The organism is Gracilibacillus sp. YIM 98692 (assembly GCF_010993965.1).
In the GTDB taxonomy this organism is placed as follows: domain Bacteria; phylum Bacillota; class Bacilli; order Bacillales; family Amphibacillaceae; genus Gracilibacillus.
The window spans coordinates 277764-296317 of the sequence record NZ_WIXM01000001.1 but is presented as its reverse complement, the minus strand read 5'-3'; the positions used below and the strand labels follow the sequence as shown (position 1 = coordinate 296317).

The 18554-nt window shown below is 35.8% G+C and carries 17 protein-coding genes and 1 pseudogene; 10 read left to right on the top strand and 8 right to left on the bottom strand.

Annotated elements, in window-relative coordinates; translation table 11 throughout:
- Positions 1 to 111: 111 nt before the first annotated feature.
- Positions 112 to 705 carry a hypothetical protein gene (locus tag GHD00_RS01275; RefSeq protein WP_163536275.1) on the bottom strand — a complete coding sequence of 198 codons (594 nt, stop codon included), beginning with the start codon at positions 703 to 705 and terminating at the stop codon, positions 112 to 114.
- A 360-nt stretch (positions 706 to 1065) separates the two neighbouring features.
- Between GHD00_RS01275 and GHD00_RS01270 the strand changes: the two genes are divergently transcribed.
- From GHD00_RS01270 to GHD00_RS01265, 3 genes and pseudogenes are all read left to right on the top strand, one after another.
- Complete coding sequence (locus tag GHD00_RS01270) at positions 1066 to 2181, top strand: cysteine desulfurase family protein (protein WP_163536274.1); 1116 nt, start codon at positions 1066 to 1068, stop codon at positions 2179 to 2181.
- 24 nt (positions 2182 to 2205) lie between these two features.
- Positions 2206 to 2337, top strand: a pseudogene (locus tag GHD00_RS21335) (hypothetical protein); the annotation flags it as partial.
- 300 nt (positions 2338 to 2637) lie between these two features.
- A complete protein-coding gene (locus tag GHD00_RS01265) occupies positions 2638 to 2892 on the top strand; it encodes an HPr family phosphocarrier protein (RefSeq protein ID WP_163536273.1) in 255 nt (84 codons plus the stop codon).
- A 96-nt stretch (positions 2893 to 2988) separates the two neighbouring features.
- Here the strand turns inward: GHD00_RS01265 and GHD00_RS01260 are convergent, their stop codons facing one another.
- A complete protein-coding gene (locus tag GHD00_RS01260; protein ID WP_163536272.1) occupies positions 2989 to 3162 on the bottom strand; it encodes a YvdQ family spore coat protein in 174 nt (57 codons plus the stop codon).
- Between the two features lie 18 nt (positions 3163 to 3180).
- Here GHD00_RS01260 and GHD00_RS21390 point away from each other — a divergent pair, with 18 nt between their 5' ends.
- The 4 genes from GHD00_RS21390 to pckA all read left to right on the top strand — a co-directional run bounded on the left by GHD00_RS21390 (position 3181) and on the right by pckA (position 8227).
- Complete coding sequence (locus GHD00_RS21390; protein WP_481810370.1) at positions 3181 to 3261, top strand: hypothetical protein; 81 nt, start codon at positions 3181 to 3183, stop codon at positions 3259 to 3261.
- 760 nt (positions 3262 to 4021) lie between these two features.
- On the top strand, positions 4022 to 5359 hold the full coding sequence (locus GHD00_RS01250) for a 2-hydroxycarboxylate transporter family protein (protein WP_163536270.1): 1338 nt from the start codon (positions 4022 to 4024) through the stop codon (positions 5357 to 5359).
- Between the two features lie 124 nt (positions 5360 to 5483).
- Entirely contained in the window at positions 5484 to 6521 is a 1038-nt protein-coding gene (gap, locus tag GHD00_RS01245) for a type I glyceraldehyde-3-phosphate dehydrogenase (RefSeq protein WP_163536269.1), read from the top strand.
- A gap of 119 nt (positions 6522 to 6640) precedes the next feature.
- Complete coding sequence (pckA, locus tag GHD00_RS01235; protein ID WP_163536268.1) at positions 6641 to 8227, top strand: phosphoenolpyruvate carboxykinase (ATP); 1587 nt, start codon at positions 6641 to 6643, stop codon at positions 8225 to 8227.
- A gap of 407 nt (positions 8228 to 8634) precedes the next feature.
- On the opposite strand, the gene GHD00_RS01230 is transcribed toward pckA, so the two are convergent.
- The 5 genes from GHD00_RS01230 to GHD00_RS01210 form a co-directional block, all read right to left on the bottom strand.
- On the bottom strand, positions 8635 to 9726 hold the full coding sequence (locus GHD00_RS01230) for a Ger(x)C family spore germination protein (protein WP_163536267.1): 1092 nt from the start codon (positions 9724 to 9726) through the stop codon (positions 8635 to 8637).
- A gap of 4 nt (positions 9727 to 9730) precedes the next feature.
- Positions 9731 to 10822, bottom strand: coding sequence for a GerAB/ArcD/ProY family transporter (locus GHD00_RS01225; RefSeq protein ID WP_240468555.1), 1092 nt, complete (start codon positions 10820 to 10822; stop codon positions 9731 to 9733).
- Positions 10823 to 10831: 9 nt separating this feature from the next.
- On the bottom strand, positions 10832 to 12358 hold the full coding sequence (locus GHD00_RS01220) for a spore germination protein (protein WP_163536266.1): 1527 nt from the start codon (positions 12356 to 12358) through the stop codon (positions 10832 to 10834).
- A gap of 805 nt (positions 12359 to 13163) precedes the next feature.
- Positions 13164 to 14300 carry a plasmid pRiA4b ORF-3 family protein gene (locus tag GHD00_RS01215; RefSeq protein ID WP_163536265.1) on the bottom strand — a complete coding sequence of 379 codons (1137 nt, stop codon included), beginning with the start codon at positions 14298 to 14300 and terminating at the stop codon, positions 13164 to 13166.
- A gap of 59 nt (positions 14301 to 14359) precedes the next feature.
- Positions 14360 to 14869 (bottom strand): hypothetical protein, encoded by a 510-nt coding sequence (locus tag GHD00_RS01210; RefSeq protein ID WP_205600690.1) that lies wholly within the window; start codon positions 14867 to 14869, stop codon positions 14360 to 14362.
- A 428-nt stretch (positions 14870 to 15297) separates the two neighbouring features.
- On the opposite strand from GHD00_RS01210, the gene GHD00_RS01205 reads away from it, so the two are divergent.
- From GHD00_RS01205 to GHD00_RS01195, 3 genes are all read left to right on the top strand, one after another.
- Positions 15298 to 16395 (top strand): DUF4145 domain-containing protein, encoded by a 1098-nt coding sequence (locus tag GHD00_RS01205; protein ID WP_163536264.1) that lies wholly within the window; start codon positions 15298 to 15300, stop codon positions 16393 to 16395.
- Between the two features lie 70 nt (positions 16396 to 16465).
- On the top strand, positions 16466 to 17230 hold the full coding sequence (locus GHD00_RS01200; protein WP_163536263.1) for a hypothetical protein: 765 nt from the start codon (positions 16466 to 16468) through the stop codon (positions 17228 to 17230).
- 321 nt (positions 17231 to 17551) lie between these two features.
- Complete coding sequence (locus GHD00_RS01195) at positions 17552 to 17929, top strand: SET domain-containing protein (RefSeq protein WP_163536262.1); 378 nt, start codon at positions 17552 to 17554, stop codon at positions 17927 to 17929.
- Between the two features lie 112 nt (positions 17930 to 18041).
- Here the strand turns inward: GHD00_RS01195 and GHD00_RS01190 are convergent, their stop codons facing one another.
- On the bottom strand, positions 18042 to 18311 hold the full coding sequence (locus tag GHD00_RS01190) for a hypothetical protein (RefSeq protein ID WP_163536261.1): 270 nt from the start codon (positions 18309 to 18311) through the stop codon (positions 18042 to 18044).
- Between the last annotated feature and the right edge of the window lie 243 nt (positions 18312 to 18554).

Sequence of the window (18554 nt, the reverse complement as noted above, 5' to 3'; positions counted from 1 at the left end):
GAGGATTTTAACATGTTTTCTGCTCTTTTTTCGATAATAAGTTTGTAGAATATTAATCTATCTAAAGCTGCTCTCCTATGTGAAAATTTATTCATGCTTTTCTATTGAAGTTTAATAGAATTTTTTCCTTTTAATTTTTTTAGTAGAAAACAAATAATAAATTCGCATGATAAAGTATAAGCATTTCCCAGTATACAAGATAATATTAGATGACTGATAGATCGCTATTGATTTACACACAGCTTTTCCACCTACCGTTAACGCAGCCACTATACTAGTTAATAGCACCGTTATAAAGAAGAATAGAAATGACCCTTCTTCTGATTGTAATAGTTTTACCATTTGAAAAACGACTGCAGTTGAAGCAGAACCACTTATAATCCCCGAAATGTCTCCTACTACATCATTAAAGAAACTCGAGAAGACAGGAGCGTTTTTGGAAATATATGCGGCTTCCTTTGCTCCTGATATTTTTTTTGAGGCCATAGCATGAAAATATGATTCGTTTGCTGTAGCCGCAGCCATTCCAACCGTGTCAGCAATTATCCCAATCAGGATAAAGCTAAAAACAATGACTAAACTAAAAAATAGAGTCGCTCCATCAATAAAAACGGTAGAAAAAATCGAAAACACAATAGCTAATCCTAAAGTTAGTAAACTTATTTTGCTGCTCCAGGGTAAAGATCTTTTCAAATGTTTTATCATCGTTGACTATACTCCTTTTTTACATAGTCTTCATATTCTCTCTTAATTTTCGTAGACGAACTAATTTTTCTTCAAGGAAACTTTTTATGTAAAAAAATTATTATGGCTATATTTTTATAAGAGAAAAAAAGTTTCTTTAGAGAAAAATATATAGCTTAATCCACAAAAAGTCAACCTTATTTCAGTAAATTACAGATTAATCCTCTAGTATTATCTGATATTCGCCAAAAAACTAAAATTTCGGGGAGCGACAGCATAGCTAAAAATATCCACGCTTACTTTTTTGAAAAATGTTGTATTTGATATATAATTTTGTTAGTAATGTTTATTCAATAAAGAAACACATTGGGAGTGAAAGAGTTGAACCAAATTTATCTTGATTACAATGCCAGTACGCCCATTGCTCCTGAAGTGGTGGAGGCAATGCAACCATTGTTAAAGGATTATTATGGTAATCCTTCAGCGTTACATTGGGCTGGAAAACCAGTAAAAGCGTTGCTGCAGAGAGCAAGAGAACAAGTCGCAGCGTTGATTTCTTGTTCTCCAAACGAAATTATTTTTACAAGTGGCGGAAGTGAATCTAATAACCTAGCATTAAAAGGATATTACTTTAAGAATCGTGTCAAGGGTAACCATATTGTTACATCTACTGTAGAACATCCGGCTATTTTAAATCCTTGTAAATTCCTTGAACAATTAGGTGCAAAGGTCACATACGTTGGAGTTGATCAATATGGCAGGGTGGATCCAGCCGACGTGGAGGAAGCTTTGACGGATGATACCATTTTAATCTCCATCATGCATTCAAATAACGAAGTAGGGACGATCCAGCCAATTAAAGAGATTGCCAGTATAGCAAACAGGCATGGTATTACCTTTCATACAGATGCTTCGCAATCTGCAGGTAAGATTCCACTCGATGTAAATGAGGAAAACGTTGATATGTTAAGCCTTGCAGGTCATAAAATTTATGCACCAAAAGGAATAGGAGCATTATACATTAGGAACGGAATCGAGTTGGAACCACAAGTGCATGGTGCTGGGCATGAATTCGGCCTGCGTGCAGGTACTGAAAATACGTTGTTAGCTGTCGGGTTAGGTAAGGCATGTGAAATTGCCAAAAATAGATCGGATTATCACCAAATGAAAGATTTGACAAACTATTTCTGGGAGCAATTGAACGATACATTTCCGCAAAAGGTTGTATTAAATGGGCATACAGAACATCGTCTACCGAATACCCTCAATGTTAGTTTCACCAATAAAATAGGCCAGGATATCTTAGACGCTATTCCTAGCCTTGCAGCTTCAACTGGCTCTGCTTGTCATGCAGGCAATGTTGAATTGTCTTCCGTTTTAAAAGAGATGGAAGTACCAGAATATATTGGTATGGGTGCGATTCGATTTAGTTTGGGCAGAGATACAACCAAAGAAAAAATAGACCAAGTACTCGAATGGCTCAGAAAAGTAGTCTAACATGGGGCTGGTCAGAATGGTGAGCAGATTGGTACGAATATTCCACCTGCGAACTCTGCTATCTGGTGGGACGGCGATTTATCACGTGAACTACTAGACCATGATTGGACAAATTACGAGATCGGAATCGGAACAGTCTCACTTTATACAGACTAGCGAACGAACCAGTATTAATAAAAAGAGCAGTAAATGAAAATAATAAGCGCGGTACCCGCCAGCAATGAGTTGGTAAAGGTACCACGCTTTTTTATTTTAAGTAAACATAAAAGGATATCTTTTGCCGCTAGGTTAGAAAGCTGGGCCAGAAGATGGGGGAATATGATAAAAAATTGAAATTGAAGCAAGCGAAAATGTAAGCGAACGTAAACAACGTCGTCCAGAGCGCAAAGCACCAAAACAATAACATTTGGAAAGCGTGATCATCTGAAATAAAATAGAAAATAAGGAGATGATGATATGTACGTTAAAGAACTAACGGTAAATAGATTGTTGAGTTCAAAAGTTATTGGAGATCTTACAAATTTAGCGAAAAATTTTGAAAGCGACATCAAACTGCAATCCAAACATTATAATATTGATGTGAAAAGTATTTTGGGATTACTTTCACTTAACCTTCACAAAGGCTCGGAAGTTAAGATTACGACCAAAGGTGATGATGATAAAGATGCATTGATTGCCATTAGTGAGTTTTTAGAAGATACAAAGAAATGATTTAACAGTAAGGCCCCGCCTTCAAGACTTAGAATAATAAAAGAAGTATAGTGGGGGGAAGAAACCTCCACTGATGGAAGTCTCTCTTTATCTGTTTTAATTATTCTTTTTTGCAAGATCACCTCTATCAAATGCTCGTGGCGGTTCCTCCATCCCAACATGCTTAATCATAATATTTGCTCTATCTTCTGAATATAATCCAATTTCATGATTCAATCTTGCATAATGTACTGGTAAATCTCTTCTCGGGCTTGGAGTGGGTCCGTTCATCAAGTGCTTTTTCGAGCAATGGTGAAATTGCACCAAGCTGGGAGGGTTATCGATCAGGTCACTCTTTTTTCTGCATGTTATCAAGAGTTAAAAGTATAGGCGGGGCCGACTTTTTCCTCTGATGATGTCTGCCATTTTCCGTATTTTGTTAATTTAGATATATTTCGAGTTGTGATAGGCACAATTAAATCCTAAATCAATACAGGTTATAACAAAAATGATACTTATCACAAGAATAAGTACCAAAATAAAAAAAGTACTTTGTCAAAATAGTATTTAAAGCACAATTAAGTACCAAAATTAATAACTACAAGAACAAAATTGTACTTATAGCGCTGATAAGTGCCAAACTCAAGACTAGTCCGAATTAATTTGGCACTTAACAGAATACCGACTTTGTGGAAAAAGTCGTTGAGGAATGAATAAAGGAAAAAGCGAAATCGTCATGTAAATGAAGGAACAGATGTCCTCACAATTCTTGTGCTACCTGTAACTATCCATTTATCGTTACTTAAGCCTAGCATTATATATGAGTTCAGAGTATTTGCGATGGGTTTTATTGGTCAAAATTAATGCGCATGAATTATGGAATATACAGCAAGGTTTATCATTGCTCATACAAAGGAAATAGTGACATAGTAAATGCCTATTTAAAATGACTCAAAAGCGATTTGCTTTAGAGTCATTTTTTTACTGCCAATTAATCACTTGATTTCATTAATTACAAAAAAAATTCATTAATTTTATAAACTTTAAAGGGGTGGAAATAAGTAATAAGATGAGTTCGAATAAAGTTGTAAACGATTTCAGAGGAGGGTGAGATAATAGATAAACAAAATTTATAAGAGGAGGAAATTTCATGAAAGAATTATCAAAAGGCTATTCACAAGAAGCAATTTTTGAAAATGATAATCCTGCAAATGTACAATATCTTTTTTCTAAATCTAAAATTTCAATTTTTAATATACCAGTTATTTGGTTTGCTATTTTTGCTGCGGTTACTTTAACAAGTATGTACACCGGAAATCTGCCAGGGGGAATGATTGGTAGCTTACTGGTCATGGTTGTATTAGGAGAGTTGTTTGGATGGTTAGGGGATCGTTTACCGATCGTAAAAACCTATCTTGGTGGAGGGGCTATACTTGCTATTTTTGGTTCCGCTTACATGGTATATAGCGGACTACTACCGGAAACTATCACAACTTCTATTACAGACTTTATGAAAACAGGTGGTTTTCTAAACTTTTATATTGCAGCATTAATTACCGGCAGTATTTTAGGAATGAACTCCAAAATATTAGTCAAGGTTGGCTTACGCTATTTTCTTCCAATTGGAGGAGCTGTCCTTGGTGCAATCGCACTCACTGGAATAATTGGCTCCATTGTTGGTTTCACACTTCAAGAGGCTGTATTAGTTATTGCAATGCCCATTATGGGTGGAGGAATGGGTGCCGGCGCTGTTCCTATGAGTCAGGTTTATTCTGAATTACTAGGAAATGATCCAAGTTATTACATTTCGATGCTCGTGCCAGCACTAGCACTTGGAAATGTATTCGCCATTGTATTAGCTAGTCTTTTAGATAAAATCGGTAAGGTCTATCCATCACTGACTGGTAACGGTCAATTAGTTAAAGGGTTCACATATGAAAAGCCAGAACTAAAATACGATATTCAGAAAATGGGTGCCGGCTTACTTGCAGCTCTAACATTTTTTGCGGTTGGTACGTTATTAGGCGCTGTGATTCCATTACATCCATACGCGATTATGATTATTCTTGTAGCTATTACTAAGATTGCAAACATCATTCCAACACAGGTTGTCGATGGTGCCAGTCAATGGTATCAGTTTGTAGCAAAAAATTGGACATTAGCTTTGCTATTTGGGATTGGTGTTGCTTATACCGATTTAGGAACAGTATTAGAAGCGTTGACCTTACAGTATGCTCTCATTGTATTTGGTGTGGTACTAGGAGCTATCATGGGTGCGGCGTTATTAGGTAAACTTGTTGGTTTCTATCCAATTGAAGCAGCAATTACTGCTGGCCTCTGCATGGCAAACATGGGAGGTACAGGTGATGTTGCAGTGCTTTCTGCAGCAAAACGAATGGAGCTTATGCCATTTGCACAGATTTCTTCACGATTAGGTGGAGCACTAATTTTATTAATCGCTGGCCTGCTCATTCCATTGTTTGTTTAAAAAAGGAATGAATGACTTATTTTAGTTTAATTAGTTTTATAATGTACACTTTTTACAATAAATAGCGTAACATATAATACAACATTAATTGTATGTGTTGCATTATATTTCGGGAGGCGATGAAGTGGAAATAGGAATTGGAGTAAGTGGTACGGGGAGAATTGGAAGATTGTTAATAAGAAAGATGATGACTGAAGAGGGGATGCGTACATCTCTAAAGGCAATTAACAGTGTTTATTCAGCAGAAACAATCGCACATTTACTCAAGTATGATTCTGTACATGGAAAATGGGATGCCGATATTTCTGCTTCAGCTAATGAACTTCGCATTAATGGAAACGTCATCCATGTTGTTTATCATCGTGAGCCTGCTAATATTCCATGGGGAAAACTTGGTGTAGACTTGGCTATCGATGCAACAGGGAAGTTCAGAGATAAGCAAAGCGCTTCTGGGCACATTCATGCAGGAGCAACCTCTGTAATTGTTACGGCACCAGGAAAAGATCTCGATTTAACCGTAGTGATGGGAGTGAACGAGCAATTATATAATCCAGAAAAGCACACATATATATCTGCTGCATCCTGTACAACGAATTGCGTTGCTCCTGTATTAAAGGTTTTAGATGACAGATTTCATATACAGAAAGGCTGGGTAACTAGTATTCACTCGATAACATCTGACCAAAAGCCTTTAGACAATCCTCATAAAGATTTGCGTAGAGCACGAGCCTCTACACAATCCATTGTTCCAACAACGACAGGGGTCGGAAAAGCACTTAAAGATGTGCTGCCACATTTAGCGTCGAAAATGGAAGGTACAGCTGTTCGCGTACCAACACAAGATGTATCTTTAGCTGATTTGACTGTACAGGTAGATGATGAGTATACCGCAGATGAAGTGAGAGCAGCATTTGAATCAGCTAGCGAGGGAGAAATGAACAAAATAGTCGGTAGTACAAATGAGCCACTTGTTTCTGTCGATTATATTGGTAGTTCACAATCAGCGACAGTTGATGGTCTATCGCTTGAGGTAATGGGAGATCAAATAAAAGTATTAGCCTGGTACGATAACGAATGGGCCTATACGTGTCGAGTAGCGGAGTTATCTCATTATATGAAGGCGAGGATGATTGAAAATGAGAAATTACAAAAGTCTTCCTGATATGGGTATTGTTATTTGTATACACTGTGAAAGCGTCATTGATATAGTCCCTTCGATAAAAGTAACCACCTTTTATGCTTTTTGTAGTCCGACTTGTATGAAACTTGAGAATGAAAGGAATGAGAATAGTGAAAGTGCTTAATAAAGTAGATACGCTTTACTCTAGAAAGGTACACCAAAACTTACCCGTATCCCAGTTAATCGAAATGGCTGTAACACGTAAGGAAGCAATGCTTACAGAACAAGGAGCACTGCATGCCTATACAGGGGAATTTACCGGCAGGTCACCAAAAGATAAATATATTGTGAAAGATTCATCGACAAAGGAAAAGGTGAAGTGGGGGAAAATCAACCAGCCGATGTCTCAGCAAACGTTTGATTCGCTTTACCAAAGAGCGTTAGAATACATGTCTGAACGAGAGATATTTACGTTTGATGGAGTAGCCGGTGCTGATCCAAACCACCAACTCTCCATCCGGGTTATCAATGAATTTGCTTGGCATAATTTGTTTGTAAAACAATTATTTATAGATCAAAATGTGATAGATTCTGAGAATCATAAACCCGATTTTGAGGTGGTTTGCTTGCCTGGCTTAAAAGCAGATCCAATTGCAGATGACCTTAACTCAGAGACATTCATTGCTGTTTCATTTGAAAGAAGAATGGTGTTAATTGGCGGGACAGCTTATGCAGGTGAAATGAAAAAATCTGTATTCAGCGTTCTTAATTATTTACTGCCATTTGAAGGCATATTGCCAATGCATTGTTCGGCTAATATGGGTGACAGTCCTGATGATGTGGCTTTGTTTTTTGGTTTATCTGGAACAGGAAAAACGACACTGTCAGCAGACCCCGAACGGAAGCTGATTGGTGATGATGAGCATGGTTGGTCAGATAATGGTGTCTTTAACTTTGAAGGCGGCTGTTATGCGAAATGTATCGGATTATCCCAAGAAAAAGAACCACAAATATGGAACGCCATTCAATACGGTTCCGTATTAGAGAATGTAGCGATTGATGAAGACACACGATCATTAAAATTTAATGATAATACGCATACAGAAAACACTCGAGTTGCTTATTCGATTGAAAAAATCTCGGGAGCAGTTACACCTAGTATAGCTGGTCATCCAAAAGTCATTATATTGCTTACAGCAGATGCGTTCGGTGTACTTCCTCCGATATCAAAGCTAACAAAAGAACAGGCTATGTATCATTTCTTGAGCGGGTATACATCGAAACTTGCTGGTACGGAGAGGGGCATTACCGAACCGGAAGCTACCTTTTCCACTTGTTTTGGTGAGCCGTTCCTACCGCTTGACCCTAATGTATATGCGGAGTTACTTGGTAAAAAAATTGATGACCATGATGTACGTGTTTATCTTGTCAATACAGGATGGTCCGGCGGTGCATATGGAGTCGGTGAAAGAATAAAATTAGCATACACTCGTACCATGGTTCGAGCAGCAATTAATGGTGATTTGGAGAAAGTGAACTACAATCAAGATTCTCATTTCGGTTTGTTTATTCCAGAAACGATAGCAGGGGTTCCGACAGAAATATTAAACCCTCGTCATACATGGGAAAACAAAAATGCTTATGACAAAAAAGCACAAGAGTTAGCAGAAAGGTTTATTTCCAATTTCGAACGCTTTTCTAATGTAGAGCCAGAAATAAAAAAAGCAGGACCGCAAATTAAATCATAGGTAGAACACGTTGAACAAATTAGAGTTGAGTAACAGATCAAGTTAATTTTGTATTTTGTTAGAAGGCCCGAAGCATTTCGATTATTAAATAAATCATTTCAAACACAAAAAGCCGTTTTCTTCAAAAAAAGGAAACGGCTTTTCCTTTACCCACCATCTTTTATGTGAATGGGTATGAAAGTTTAGTTTTTTCTCGAAGGTATTTGCGCTGGAAAAATTATGGAAGATTTTATTAGAAGTGCTGTTAGAGTCTTTTAGGATTTCTGCTTTCCCTTTTACTTTCCTTACAATTAAGTACATTATGGCTCAACTCCTACTTTTACAGAATAAGCTGAATCCGAGTTTTGTCTAATATTATATTTAACTGATTAATCAAGCTAAGCAGGGTGTAAATTGGTTTTGATAACTTATTCCACTATACCGGTTTCAGTTAGACTCACTTGTACATCTACGTTTATGTCAGCATTGGGATAAACATCCAGCCAATGATTTTCATCCCAATTTCTTTGCCGACTCCTGACTTGTCCCCCTATTCCAATAGGGTCAATTCTTAACTCTTGGAACATACTTATCATATCATCAGCTTGTTTTTTTACTTGAGATTGCATACTTTTTTGTGCTGTTTTGATTATTTTTTTATCAATCTGTTGCCCTTCAGAGTATTCCTCTACATTACCCTCTATTTTTACATTTATTGTGATTTTAGGAACTTCAGTAGTATTCTCTATTTTATAAACTCGTTTAGCCCTTATTTTTAATACAGAAACATACTCCCCTTCTCTTTGGTTAGTTTCCGTCAACTTAACTGCTGTAGAGTCTTGCTTTGTATATTTATCCATTAATACTTTAAAGATAAACATGTTTTTTGCAGAGAGTTCTCCAACCATTTTATCTCCACGAAACAGAGCGTGACCATCAAGTTTCACTTGCCCATTTTCTTGTTTTACTATGGGTATAAAAGGATCTATCCCTTGCGAATAATAAGCAGATAAGAATTGATTCAAATTTGTTCTTGGGAGAGAACCGGTATCAATATTTTGTTCAAACATATGTGATAAATATATGCCATTATCTTGCTGCCCATATTGCTTTTCTAATAAAGATTGCATGTTACCATCAACAATTGCTAGATAAGCTCTTGAACCAACGGCAGGATCTCTATAAAAGGTATCAAGTAAATCTAGCATCCCTTTTTGTGCAAGATCCTTGCTATATAATCCAATTTCTATTTTTCCACTTACAAACGGCCTTGATGATTGCATATTTAATTGTTTCCGTATTTCTTTACTTAAAGGGCCTGTTTCTGTGAATATGTCACTAATTATTGTTTTATCAGGCTTGTATATTGGCGTGACTGCTGTAGCTTTAAGCTCATTTTCATTTGTTAATTCATATCCAATAGCAGTAACTAACTGAACATCATCCAAAATTTGTTTTTGAACACATGCTGATAATACACCTAATAAACAAATTACAATCAATAATAAAATGCGCTTCATTTATTCATCTCCTAAGTAAGCGAAGATATGAAAATACAAATAGCAAGGGTAAGTATATAACAATTAGATAAAAACCTGTCATAGAAACATAAGAACTTAACATTTCTATCTGTTGACGTTCCTGCAAAAAATAAATAATAATCCATGTCATAAGTAGCATGCCAATTAATGCTTTTCTTTGACTAAATCTTAATAGCTGTCGTACTCCTCTAGAAGCTGCCCAAAATGATAAGCAGATGTTTGGTAAAATAATAAGGGCCCATGATGAAATACCGACATACTCAAACCGCTCGACAAATGGCAATTCTACGATTTTCCACATCGTTAATGTAGGCCAAATAATTCTGCTTAGATATCCTTGTCCAAAATATGCTATAGATAATATCATTAATCCTGCATACAGCAGCATTGTAAGTAAATTTCCTCCATGAGCCCATTTCTGTGACCTTTCCGGATTTTTTAAATAAGGATAGAACATTAACAGCGTGCTCAAACCTAAATAACTTAGTGTCATATCTTTTGTTGCCAATGAGATGTCTTTCAAAGAGTGATTCCAAATTGGCAATAAATTTCTGAATTCTGTGAACTCTATTGGAAAGATAAGTGTTAGTAATAAATAAGCAGGTATGACAACGCCTAAAAAACATATTCCAGTTACAACGCGAAAACCACCAATAAGTAAATAATAGACTAAAGAAAGAAATATCAGGCTAAATTGCCATATACTGATATCTGGGAACATCCAAACTTGTACAACTTCTAAATAAGATCGAATGACAACAAGCCCAATTGCCCAATAGTAGATAATCCATATTAAACTAAAGATTCCGCCTAGCCACTTTCCAAACAAATCATAATGGATTGTGATAAGGTCTCCTTTTCCATTTTTTAAAATTTTGTACATCATCCATATAATGATATGAACGATCAGTCCTGCAAAAATCACGGCTATCCATGAGTCATTTCCAGCAGATTTTACAATGTCTTGTTGATAACTTAAAATTCCAATACCGATTTGCATAGAGTGAATTAAGAAAAAGACAAGAGAAGCGGTTATCATGTACCTTTCATTTACTTTTCTTTGCATCGCTTTCATAAGAATCTCCTATTCATCGATTTCTCTTTTATCTTTTGCTTTATTTTGTTTAAATCTCATGGTATCTTCTGTTTGTAACTGAATAGGTCGCTTGGCCTGAAAATTAAAGGGCAAGCGTATGACGGCGTCCTTTAAATCTGAAATTCTTGGAGGAAATATTGGCTCTAAAAAAGGCCTGCCGAGCGACGTTAATTTTAATAAATGGGTAATAGTAAAACAAAAGCATATAGCAACACCTAATAACCCCCAAAAATGAGCGAAAATTAAAAACGGGAAACGAATGAGACGAATAGTATTACCCATTTTGTATACAGGTGTAGTAAATGATGCTAAAGCAGCAAGTGCAACGATAATTAACAGCACATTACTAGTAAGACCAGCTTCTACAGATGCTGTTCCAATAACAATACCTCCCACGATACCGATTGTCTGACCAACCTTTGTAGGGAGTCGGGCTCCGGCCTCACGTAATAATTCAATAGCTATCTCCAAAAATATGGCCTCTAATATTGGTGGAAGAGGAATCTCTCGTCTTGATATGACTAAAATACTAACTAAGTCCTTTGGAATTAATTCATAATGATACGTCAGAACGGCAACGTATATGGGTGTAATTAATATGGAGAATATAACAGCAAATAATCGAATTAATCGGAAGAAGGAAGCTGTGATCCAATTTAAAAAATAATCCTCAAATGCTGAGAAAAATTCTATAAAAGTCGTTGGACCCAATATTCCGTGAGGTGCACCATCTACTAATATGGCAACCTTTCCTTCCGCTAATACAGACGCAATTCTATCTGGCCTTTCTGTATCAATTAATTGTGGAAAAGGAGAATTTTTATTGTCCGTAATTAATTGCACAATATAAGAACTGTCATTAATCGTATCAAATTCTATTGCTTGAATCCGTTGCTTTACTGTATTTACATTTTCTTCATTGGTGATTCCTTCAATAGAAACAACCGCCACTCTTGTTTTTGATAATTTCCCAACAGAATATTCAGCTATTTGCAGTTCAGGTATGGGGAGTCTTTTACGAATAAGGTTTAAATTCGTATCAAGGGATTCTACAAACGACTCCTTTGGACCAACAACACTAAACTCTACTTCAGGAAGGGAAACTTCTCGCGCTTTATTTAATTCTGCACGTATTAATGCAACTTCTGTACTACTTTTATCCAATTGAATAATGATTGATCCTCTAAGCACTTTCTGCTCAATTTTATTTACATCACTTGTAATCTCAATATTTTCTATCGGAAGTTCCTGTTTAAGCTTCTGTAATGATGTCAATGATTCACGATTTAAGTATGGTAAAATATCCCTGTGGATAATTTCAGAATCAACCAATGACATGAAATAATACAAATGTATTGGTTGAGGGGATTGATCATTTTTAAAGTAGATAAAGTCATTAGATACCTTCATTTGTTTAATAAGACTTTCTAATGAATCATCTACTTCGGGATTAATGTTGTCTTTTTGTTGATTATCATTTTTTTTCTTTTTTTTGTACCATCTGTGAATTCTCATTTTTCCATTCCACTCCAAGCTGAATAAACAATCATATGATAAGTGTTTACTAATTGGACGCTATTTAAACAATACGAGATATACTGTAAAGTAGAAAAATGGGGGGGGGAGTGTAGAGTGAAACTGCACCCTCTAAAATACGTCGATCACGGCACGTTTATTATTGGCTTTAGCATAGCCAAACATTGCCCCTGAAAGGGCAGGGATTATTCATTGACCAAAGGGAATTTAAGGAGTTGATAAATTCGCTCATTCCGAACCTAAGTACGTATATTTGTAATCAATAGTAGGGTTATTACGACTATAGTAAATGAGGAGGGGGGGGAAATTGTGCTATCATTCATCCCGATTTTTTTTAGTACTAATTGTCTTTATTATAGGGGGCAAAAGTGAATCGAATAGAGGGGGGAAAAGATTCAATGATTAAGGGTGTATATTTATTTGATGTTATTCGCTACATTAATGATGACCATTGGTGGAAGGGTAGTTTCTTTTATAACGTTAGCGGAATAAGAAGAATTAAGGGCAAATTATAATGCAATGATTGAATCTGAAAGAGAAAGAGTATTAGGAAGAGCGAAAAAGTCTTGGTTGGATTATCATCCCATTTCCAATCTTTAATTACTTTCAGCGTCGTTTAAATAAAACACAATAAGGTTTTAATGGAAACACGGAAACAGGGAAGATAGAATTAAAAAAGAAGTTTGACAAATAAGATGCTCCATGCATCTCATTTGCATACTTTATACATACCCCTAGATCGAATAATCATGCACTAAACTACTCCTCGTTCCCCTTGATTCATTCACATATATTTCAACATTCTATTAACCATCTCTATATCGAAATTTTGATGCAATTGTCCACTGCTCCAACTGCGCATGTGCTTATGATCCGGATGATTTTCATCAGCCATAATTTCAAGGAAATTCTCATATCCAATTTCTCCACCTACATCCTCTGGCGGGGTGTTTCCTTCACCTTCCAAGCAGATAGGGGTGTTCCTATCGTAATCCTCCATCACCCGCTCTACTTCTATATCATGTATCCAGTCGTCACCAAAATCATAAATATATGTTGCTTTAGCTGGCATGTATTCAGACAGCTTGATTGTGTCATCCATTTTCATCGGTATAGCATCATCCCCGTAGCTAAATGCCTCCTCATTACACACGAGATTTATAATGGGTTTATATCTTTCTCCGTCATATGCTGGATGATTAGGAAGAAAGGGCTGATTAGATTTTTTGCTATCAAAAATATAAAATTCATGAAGGTGGGAATTCTGCCAACCAAATGCAGTCTGAATCGCCTTATGTAATTGATGGAAAGTGAAATGCATCGGAACGATTAATTTCCTGTACACTTTGAAATTCTCCAGGCGTAAAGTGATCATCATCTCTATCGCTTTTGTTTGCAAAATGGAGGTACCAGTGAATGCAGTGAATTTCTCCAAGTCTTTGTACATCTCTTCGTTTGGATGGAAATAGTCGTTCTTTCCATCACCGACTAAGTCTCGACTGATCTCAAGGCTCAAGTCAGGTTGATAAATGGTATTAGGATCCAGCATTCTCCCAAAGAAATACAATGTTTCGCAGGCTTTGTTCATTCGTGCAACTAATTTCTTGTTTTTTGTTTTTGTATAAGCAATAGTATTGCTAGAATGGATGAACTGCTTTATGACATCGTTTCTTATACATTCATGTTCGAAAGTATTCCGGATCGATTGTAAGATGATTTTATCCATGTTTTTAAAATCCTTAGCCTTAAGTCCATGCAAAACAATCGTGTATCGATTCTTATCGTTCACGAGTACAACGGTTTTCCTTCGATTCAAAGTTAAAAAGTTCGCATGCCAAGAAATAAGAGGATCCTCTTCCTCAACCATTTCCGGCTTCTTTTTTAATTGATCTAACAATTTTTTCGTGCATTGAATGATCATAAGTTAAAATCCTTTCTATTACATTTTGATGATTCCCTTTTGGTAGCGGCAGGCATCATCTAGTAGAACAGTTCATATAACGATTCCTGTCCAATATGACGAACATATTCTTCAACAAGTTCCTGTAAATTATCAGAGTCATCTAAGTAAATCCAGTCCTCAATACCACTTAAAAAACAAAATCTTTCAATCTCAAATATTCGGCTCTGTTCATCCATTAATTGAAGGCGCATCACGGTTTCATAGTCTTTATATTTTTCTGAATTCCCTATTAATGGTGAAAGGAGATCTAGTTCGTTGATTGATGTGGAAACGGTATAAATATAAACGAATTCCTTTTTGATATCTAGTTTAAAATTCTGAATCGGACAACATTTTCTCATTGCCTTTTCAATAACTTTTATTTCTTCGTCCTTGATCGATTTTTTAAGGATCTTACGCAAATAAACTTTTCCATTTGGGTTCTCGTAAATTTCATACCCCTCTGGAATTTGCTCCATATCCGCCCCAGTACTTTTTTTAGAAAAGTGATAGGTAGTATTGCCCTTTTTAGTCAGCCGACTATGCAAATAGTACAAATCTCCGCGAAAATTTGTACCACGGTGAACAATCGTCCGTAAACCCACACTTCAAGAATAAGAATAAGTAGGGAAGTAGAAGTGGGGGTAACGGACGCTAGCACCCTGATAAGTTTCGCTAACTATCAGTGGGGATAAAGAACTCCCCACTGATGGAAGTCTCTCTGTATAAGTTACAGCCACTATCACACACCACCTTCTATTGTTATGGTTTGACTTTCTATCTATTATTATATCAGTAATAGGGGAATTTAAACTAGATTAATCGACTGGTGATTGGCACTTTTTTATTATAAAAGTTATTTTTGGAATAATATGTTAATGTAGATGTATTGTTTATTCTATAAGGAAGGCGTACGGTAATAATACGCAACATGATATAATGAATCTATTACACCAAGAAAGAAAGGTTGCACTACATGAATTTAGTGAAAGATCAATATTTTTATGCATTTTTGAATGATGTATCAAAAGAACTAGCTTCGATTGCTAGAGAATTAGAACATAGTGTGTTTACAAGTCCAAGAACAATGCTCACCCATGCACGTGTTTTTGTGGAAGGGGTGGTGAGTCGAGTTCTTCACCTAGAGAATATTTCAGATTCAGGAGGTGATGGATTAATAGATCGACTCACATTGCTTAAGGAAGATGGGCTTGCTACAGAAGAACAATTAGAGGCGCTGCATACGGTGAGAAAGCTTGGCAATGAAGCTGCACATCAAACCAGAGCATTTCGTTATTCCGAAGCATTAATTGTATGGGAAGCCCTCTATATTATTATCAAATGGTTTGTCGAAGCATATGGATCACCTACGATACAAGTTCCGTCATACCAAGATCCGGCAAATGAAACAAGTCATACATATGAAAGGAAAGAATTAGATTTACGTTTTAAGCAATTGGAGGACCGTTTAGTAGAGAGATTTGTTGCTGTCACAGCAGTGGAAGAGGAAGTTTCTGATGAAAAAGAAGAGGAACCGCTCGTATTGCCAGGTGAAACGGTAATCCGAACCATTTATTATGCAGGTCAATCTATTGATATTCCTTACTTTTTGCGTGATGCATTTTTGCTACCGCAGCGATTTAGTCGAGCAGAACGGTTCATGATTGCTTTAGGCGGTGTGCAGCAAGCTCGCATTATGAGTGAGCTGCCCGAGAAAATAGAGGGAATGTCCAAACTTGTCAAAAGGTATAAAGAGGATAATGAGAGATACCTATTTTTAGATTTAGTAGATTTTGTGGAAGAAGAGCGGGCAAGAAGGAAAATTGTCCAAGCCCATCCGGGGGAATTATTTTTATTTTTTAAGGAAGAGTATTTAATTATGACGGAACGACTTGCTTCTATCCCATTAACAGAAGCATATTTCAAAGGATTCCCAAGTTTTTTGAATCAAATGCAAGCTGATGGAATCAATACGGTTGGTCATTTACCAAAAGAACTTCTAATATTAGCTAAATACGAACGGGTCGGGGTTGGAACGGTAGAGAAGTTGTTTAGGCAATTGTCCAAGTTATAACTTTTGCTGCTATTGGCAAAGGTATAATAAATAGCGAAGACTTTCCCTTCTTTGGTAAAATTACCAGGGGGTGGAGGATATCAAAGAAAGAATATTAACGGGAATAGCACTAATCCTATCTTTTTGTTTTGCGGTCTCCATATGGGCATTAACGATTCAATATATAGGCGTAGACGATCCGAATAAAGCAACCATTATTAGTGGGCTATTGAGTATGCTTGGTGGTATGGTTGGTGCTTTTGCTGCCTATTTAATTGCTAGAGCTCAAATTACAGAACAGTTAGACCTTCAAGATAAAAAAGACAGAAGTAGAGTGTTATTAGAAATTAGACTTAGAAAAGCAGAGGAAATTCTGGATATTTTAACGAGGACAAGAATGACTTTTTTTAGTCTTCACGGTACATGGACATCTGTATTTATGGACTATAGTAATTATATAGAGAGCCACTGGACTGAAGATGTTAAGTATGAAGATATGAAGAACGAGAAATTATTAGAAGCTTTAGATAAGCAAAGAGACGAATTTATTAAGACTTATTCAGAATGTTACAAATTCAAACCTTATTTTCCTGACCTAATTACAAATATCGAAAAAGAGCACAATGATTTTTTAAAAGATCTAACATTAGGTATTAATGCAGTAGTATATCGTTTTTCAGGCGTTGATTACACATATAAGACTTACAAAGAATTGTGGGAATCGATAGAGACAAAAATTAGTGATGTAAATGCGAATTTTGAGAAAACTTTAGAACTTATAGATCAGGAAATCGTTGATACCGAAAAAGAAATTAGTCATTTGCTTCAAAACTTTAATGAACGTACAATAGATTAGATTTCTTATATTATAGCACCTAAGGTGAGAAACAGGATAACATTAGATAACTAAGAAATAGTTTATAATAGAGTTAGACTAATGGTATATCATTCTTTTTAGTGAATTTTAGGTAATTAATTGGAAGTTATAGTTTTCAGATGAAATGATTACGAAACAAAGAATTAAAAGTTGGAATCTTGATTAAACTAACATGGCAGAAAATTGAACAAGATGATTGCCGAAACTTGTTGGAGGAGTCTCTTTTCTAAATAAAAAGAGCACAATGTTAAAATGTATGTTACAGTTAGAAAGATTATTTTAAAAGTGAGTAGGTGAAACATGATTGAGATAAAAACATCTTCACTTAGTGATGGAGAATTCAATAGAGGGGTATTTGCAACAAGTGATATCAAAAAAGGAGAGCTTTTACACGAAGCACCTGTCATTTCTTATCCAAATGACCAGCATCAATACATTGAGCAAACTATACTCGATGATTACGCTTTCGAGTATGGGATAAATCATTCTGCTATCCTTCTTGGTTATGGAATGTTATTTAACCATTCTTATGAACCTAATGCAGATTATGAGATTAATTTTAGAAATCACACATTTGACTTCTATGCTTACACAGATATAAAAGCAGGTGATGAGATTCTAATCAATTATAATGGTGACGTTGATAATAAAGATCCACTGTGGTTTAATCAGGACTAAAAAGGATAAAAAGTACATCAGAATTTTGCCTTTAATCAATATACCTACCTGGTTTATAACCCTTAAGGTGAAAGAGGTTTAAAGTTATCGATTACGAAATAATTAGTATAGATTAAAACATTGACCAAAGCAGTAATATTCCTATGGCAATCGGAATTAGTGAAGCGATTATAAGAAGAGTTTTCGCAATCCAATATGAGTTACTCATAATTCGGTAAAATATAGCATTTTCATAATGATAATAATCCTTTTTCATCCACTTGTTCTTTTTTATTTCTTTTTGATGTGCCTCTTCTGTATATTTGGTTATGACTAAGAAAAGGAAAACAAGTCCGCCTAAAAGGAAAAAGGAGATAGGGAGAAAGTCTTTGATTATTTGCATATAAATCACCTCATTAATATAGCTTTACCGATTTTGGAATATACATCCTTTGTGTAATGAGTGCAAGATTTAACAAGAAGATCGCCAATCGTGGCGGTCTTTTCTTCTTTGCAAGAATAAGTGTAGAAACAAATAAAAATGAGGATTTCTTTAGCTTTGCGAACTATATAGTAGCAACCCCTTAATAAAGTGATGTTGACGGAATAAAGAGTATCTGTATTATTTCATCTACTCTTGCTTCTC

Coding starts and splice junctions, on each gene's coding strand:
- GHD00_RS01275 (WP_163536275.1), bottom strand. CDS start 705: ATGATAAAACATTTGAAAAGATCTTTACCCTGGAGCAGCAAAATAAGT.
- GHD00_RS01265 (WP_163536273.1), top strand. CDS start 2,638: ATGTACGTTAAAGAACTAACGGTAAATAGATTGTTGAGTTCAAAAGTT.
- GHD00_RS01260 (WP_163536272.1), bottom strand. CDS start 3,162: ATGAACGGACCCACTCCAAGCCCGAGAAGAGATTTACCAGTACATTAT.
- GHD00_RS21390 (WP_481810370.1), top strand. CDS start 3,181: ATGGTGAAATTGCACCAAGCTGGGAGGGTTATCGATCAGGTCACTCTT.
- GHD00_RS01250 (WP_163536270.1), top strand. CDS start 4,022: ATGAAAGAATTATCAAAAGGCTATTCACAAGAAGCAATTTTTGAAAAT.
- pckA (WP_163536268.1), top strand. CDS start 6,641: ATGAGAATAGTGAAAGTGCTTAATAAAGTAGATACGCTTTACTCTAGA.
- GHD00_RS01230 (WP_163536267.1), bottom strand. CDS start 9,726: ATGAAGCGCATTTTATTATTGATTGTAATTTGTTTATTAGGTGTATTA.
- GHD00_RS01225 (WP_240468555.1), bottom strand. CDS start 10,822: ATGAAAGCGATGCAAAGAAAAGTAAATGAAAGGTACATGATAACCGCT.
- GHD00_RS01220 (WP_163536266.1), bottom strand. CDS start 12,358: ATGAGAATTCACAGATGGTACAAAAAAAAGAAAAAAAATGATAATCAA.
- GHD00_RS01215 (WP_163536265.1), bottom strand. CDS start 14,300: ATGATCATTCAATGCACGAAAAAATTGTTAGATCAATTAAAAAAGAAG.
- GHD00_RS01205 (WP_163536264.1), top strand. CDS start 15,298: ATGAATTTAGTGAAAGATCAATATTTTTATGCATTTTTGAATGATGTA.
- GHD00_RS01195 (WP_163536262.1), top strand. CDS start 17,552: ATGATTGAGATAAAAACATCTTCACTTAGTGATGGAGAATTCAATAGA.
- GHD00_RS01190 (WP_163536261.1), bottom strand. CDS start 18,311: ATGCAAATAATCAAAGACTTTCTCCCTATCTCCTTTTTCCTTTTAGGC.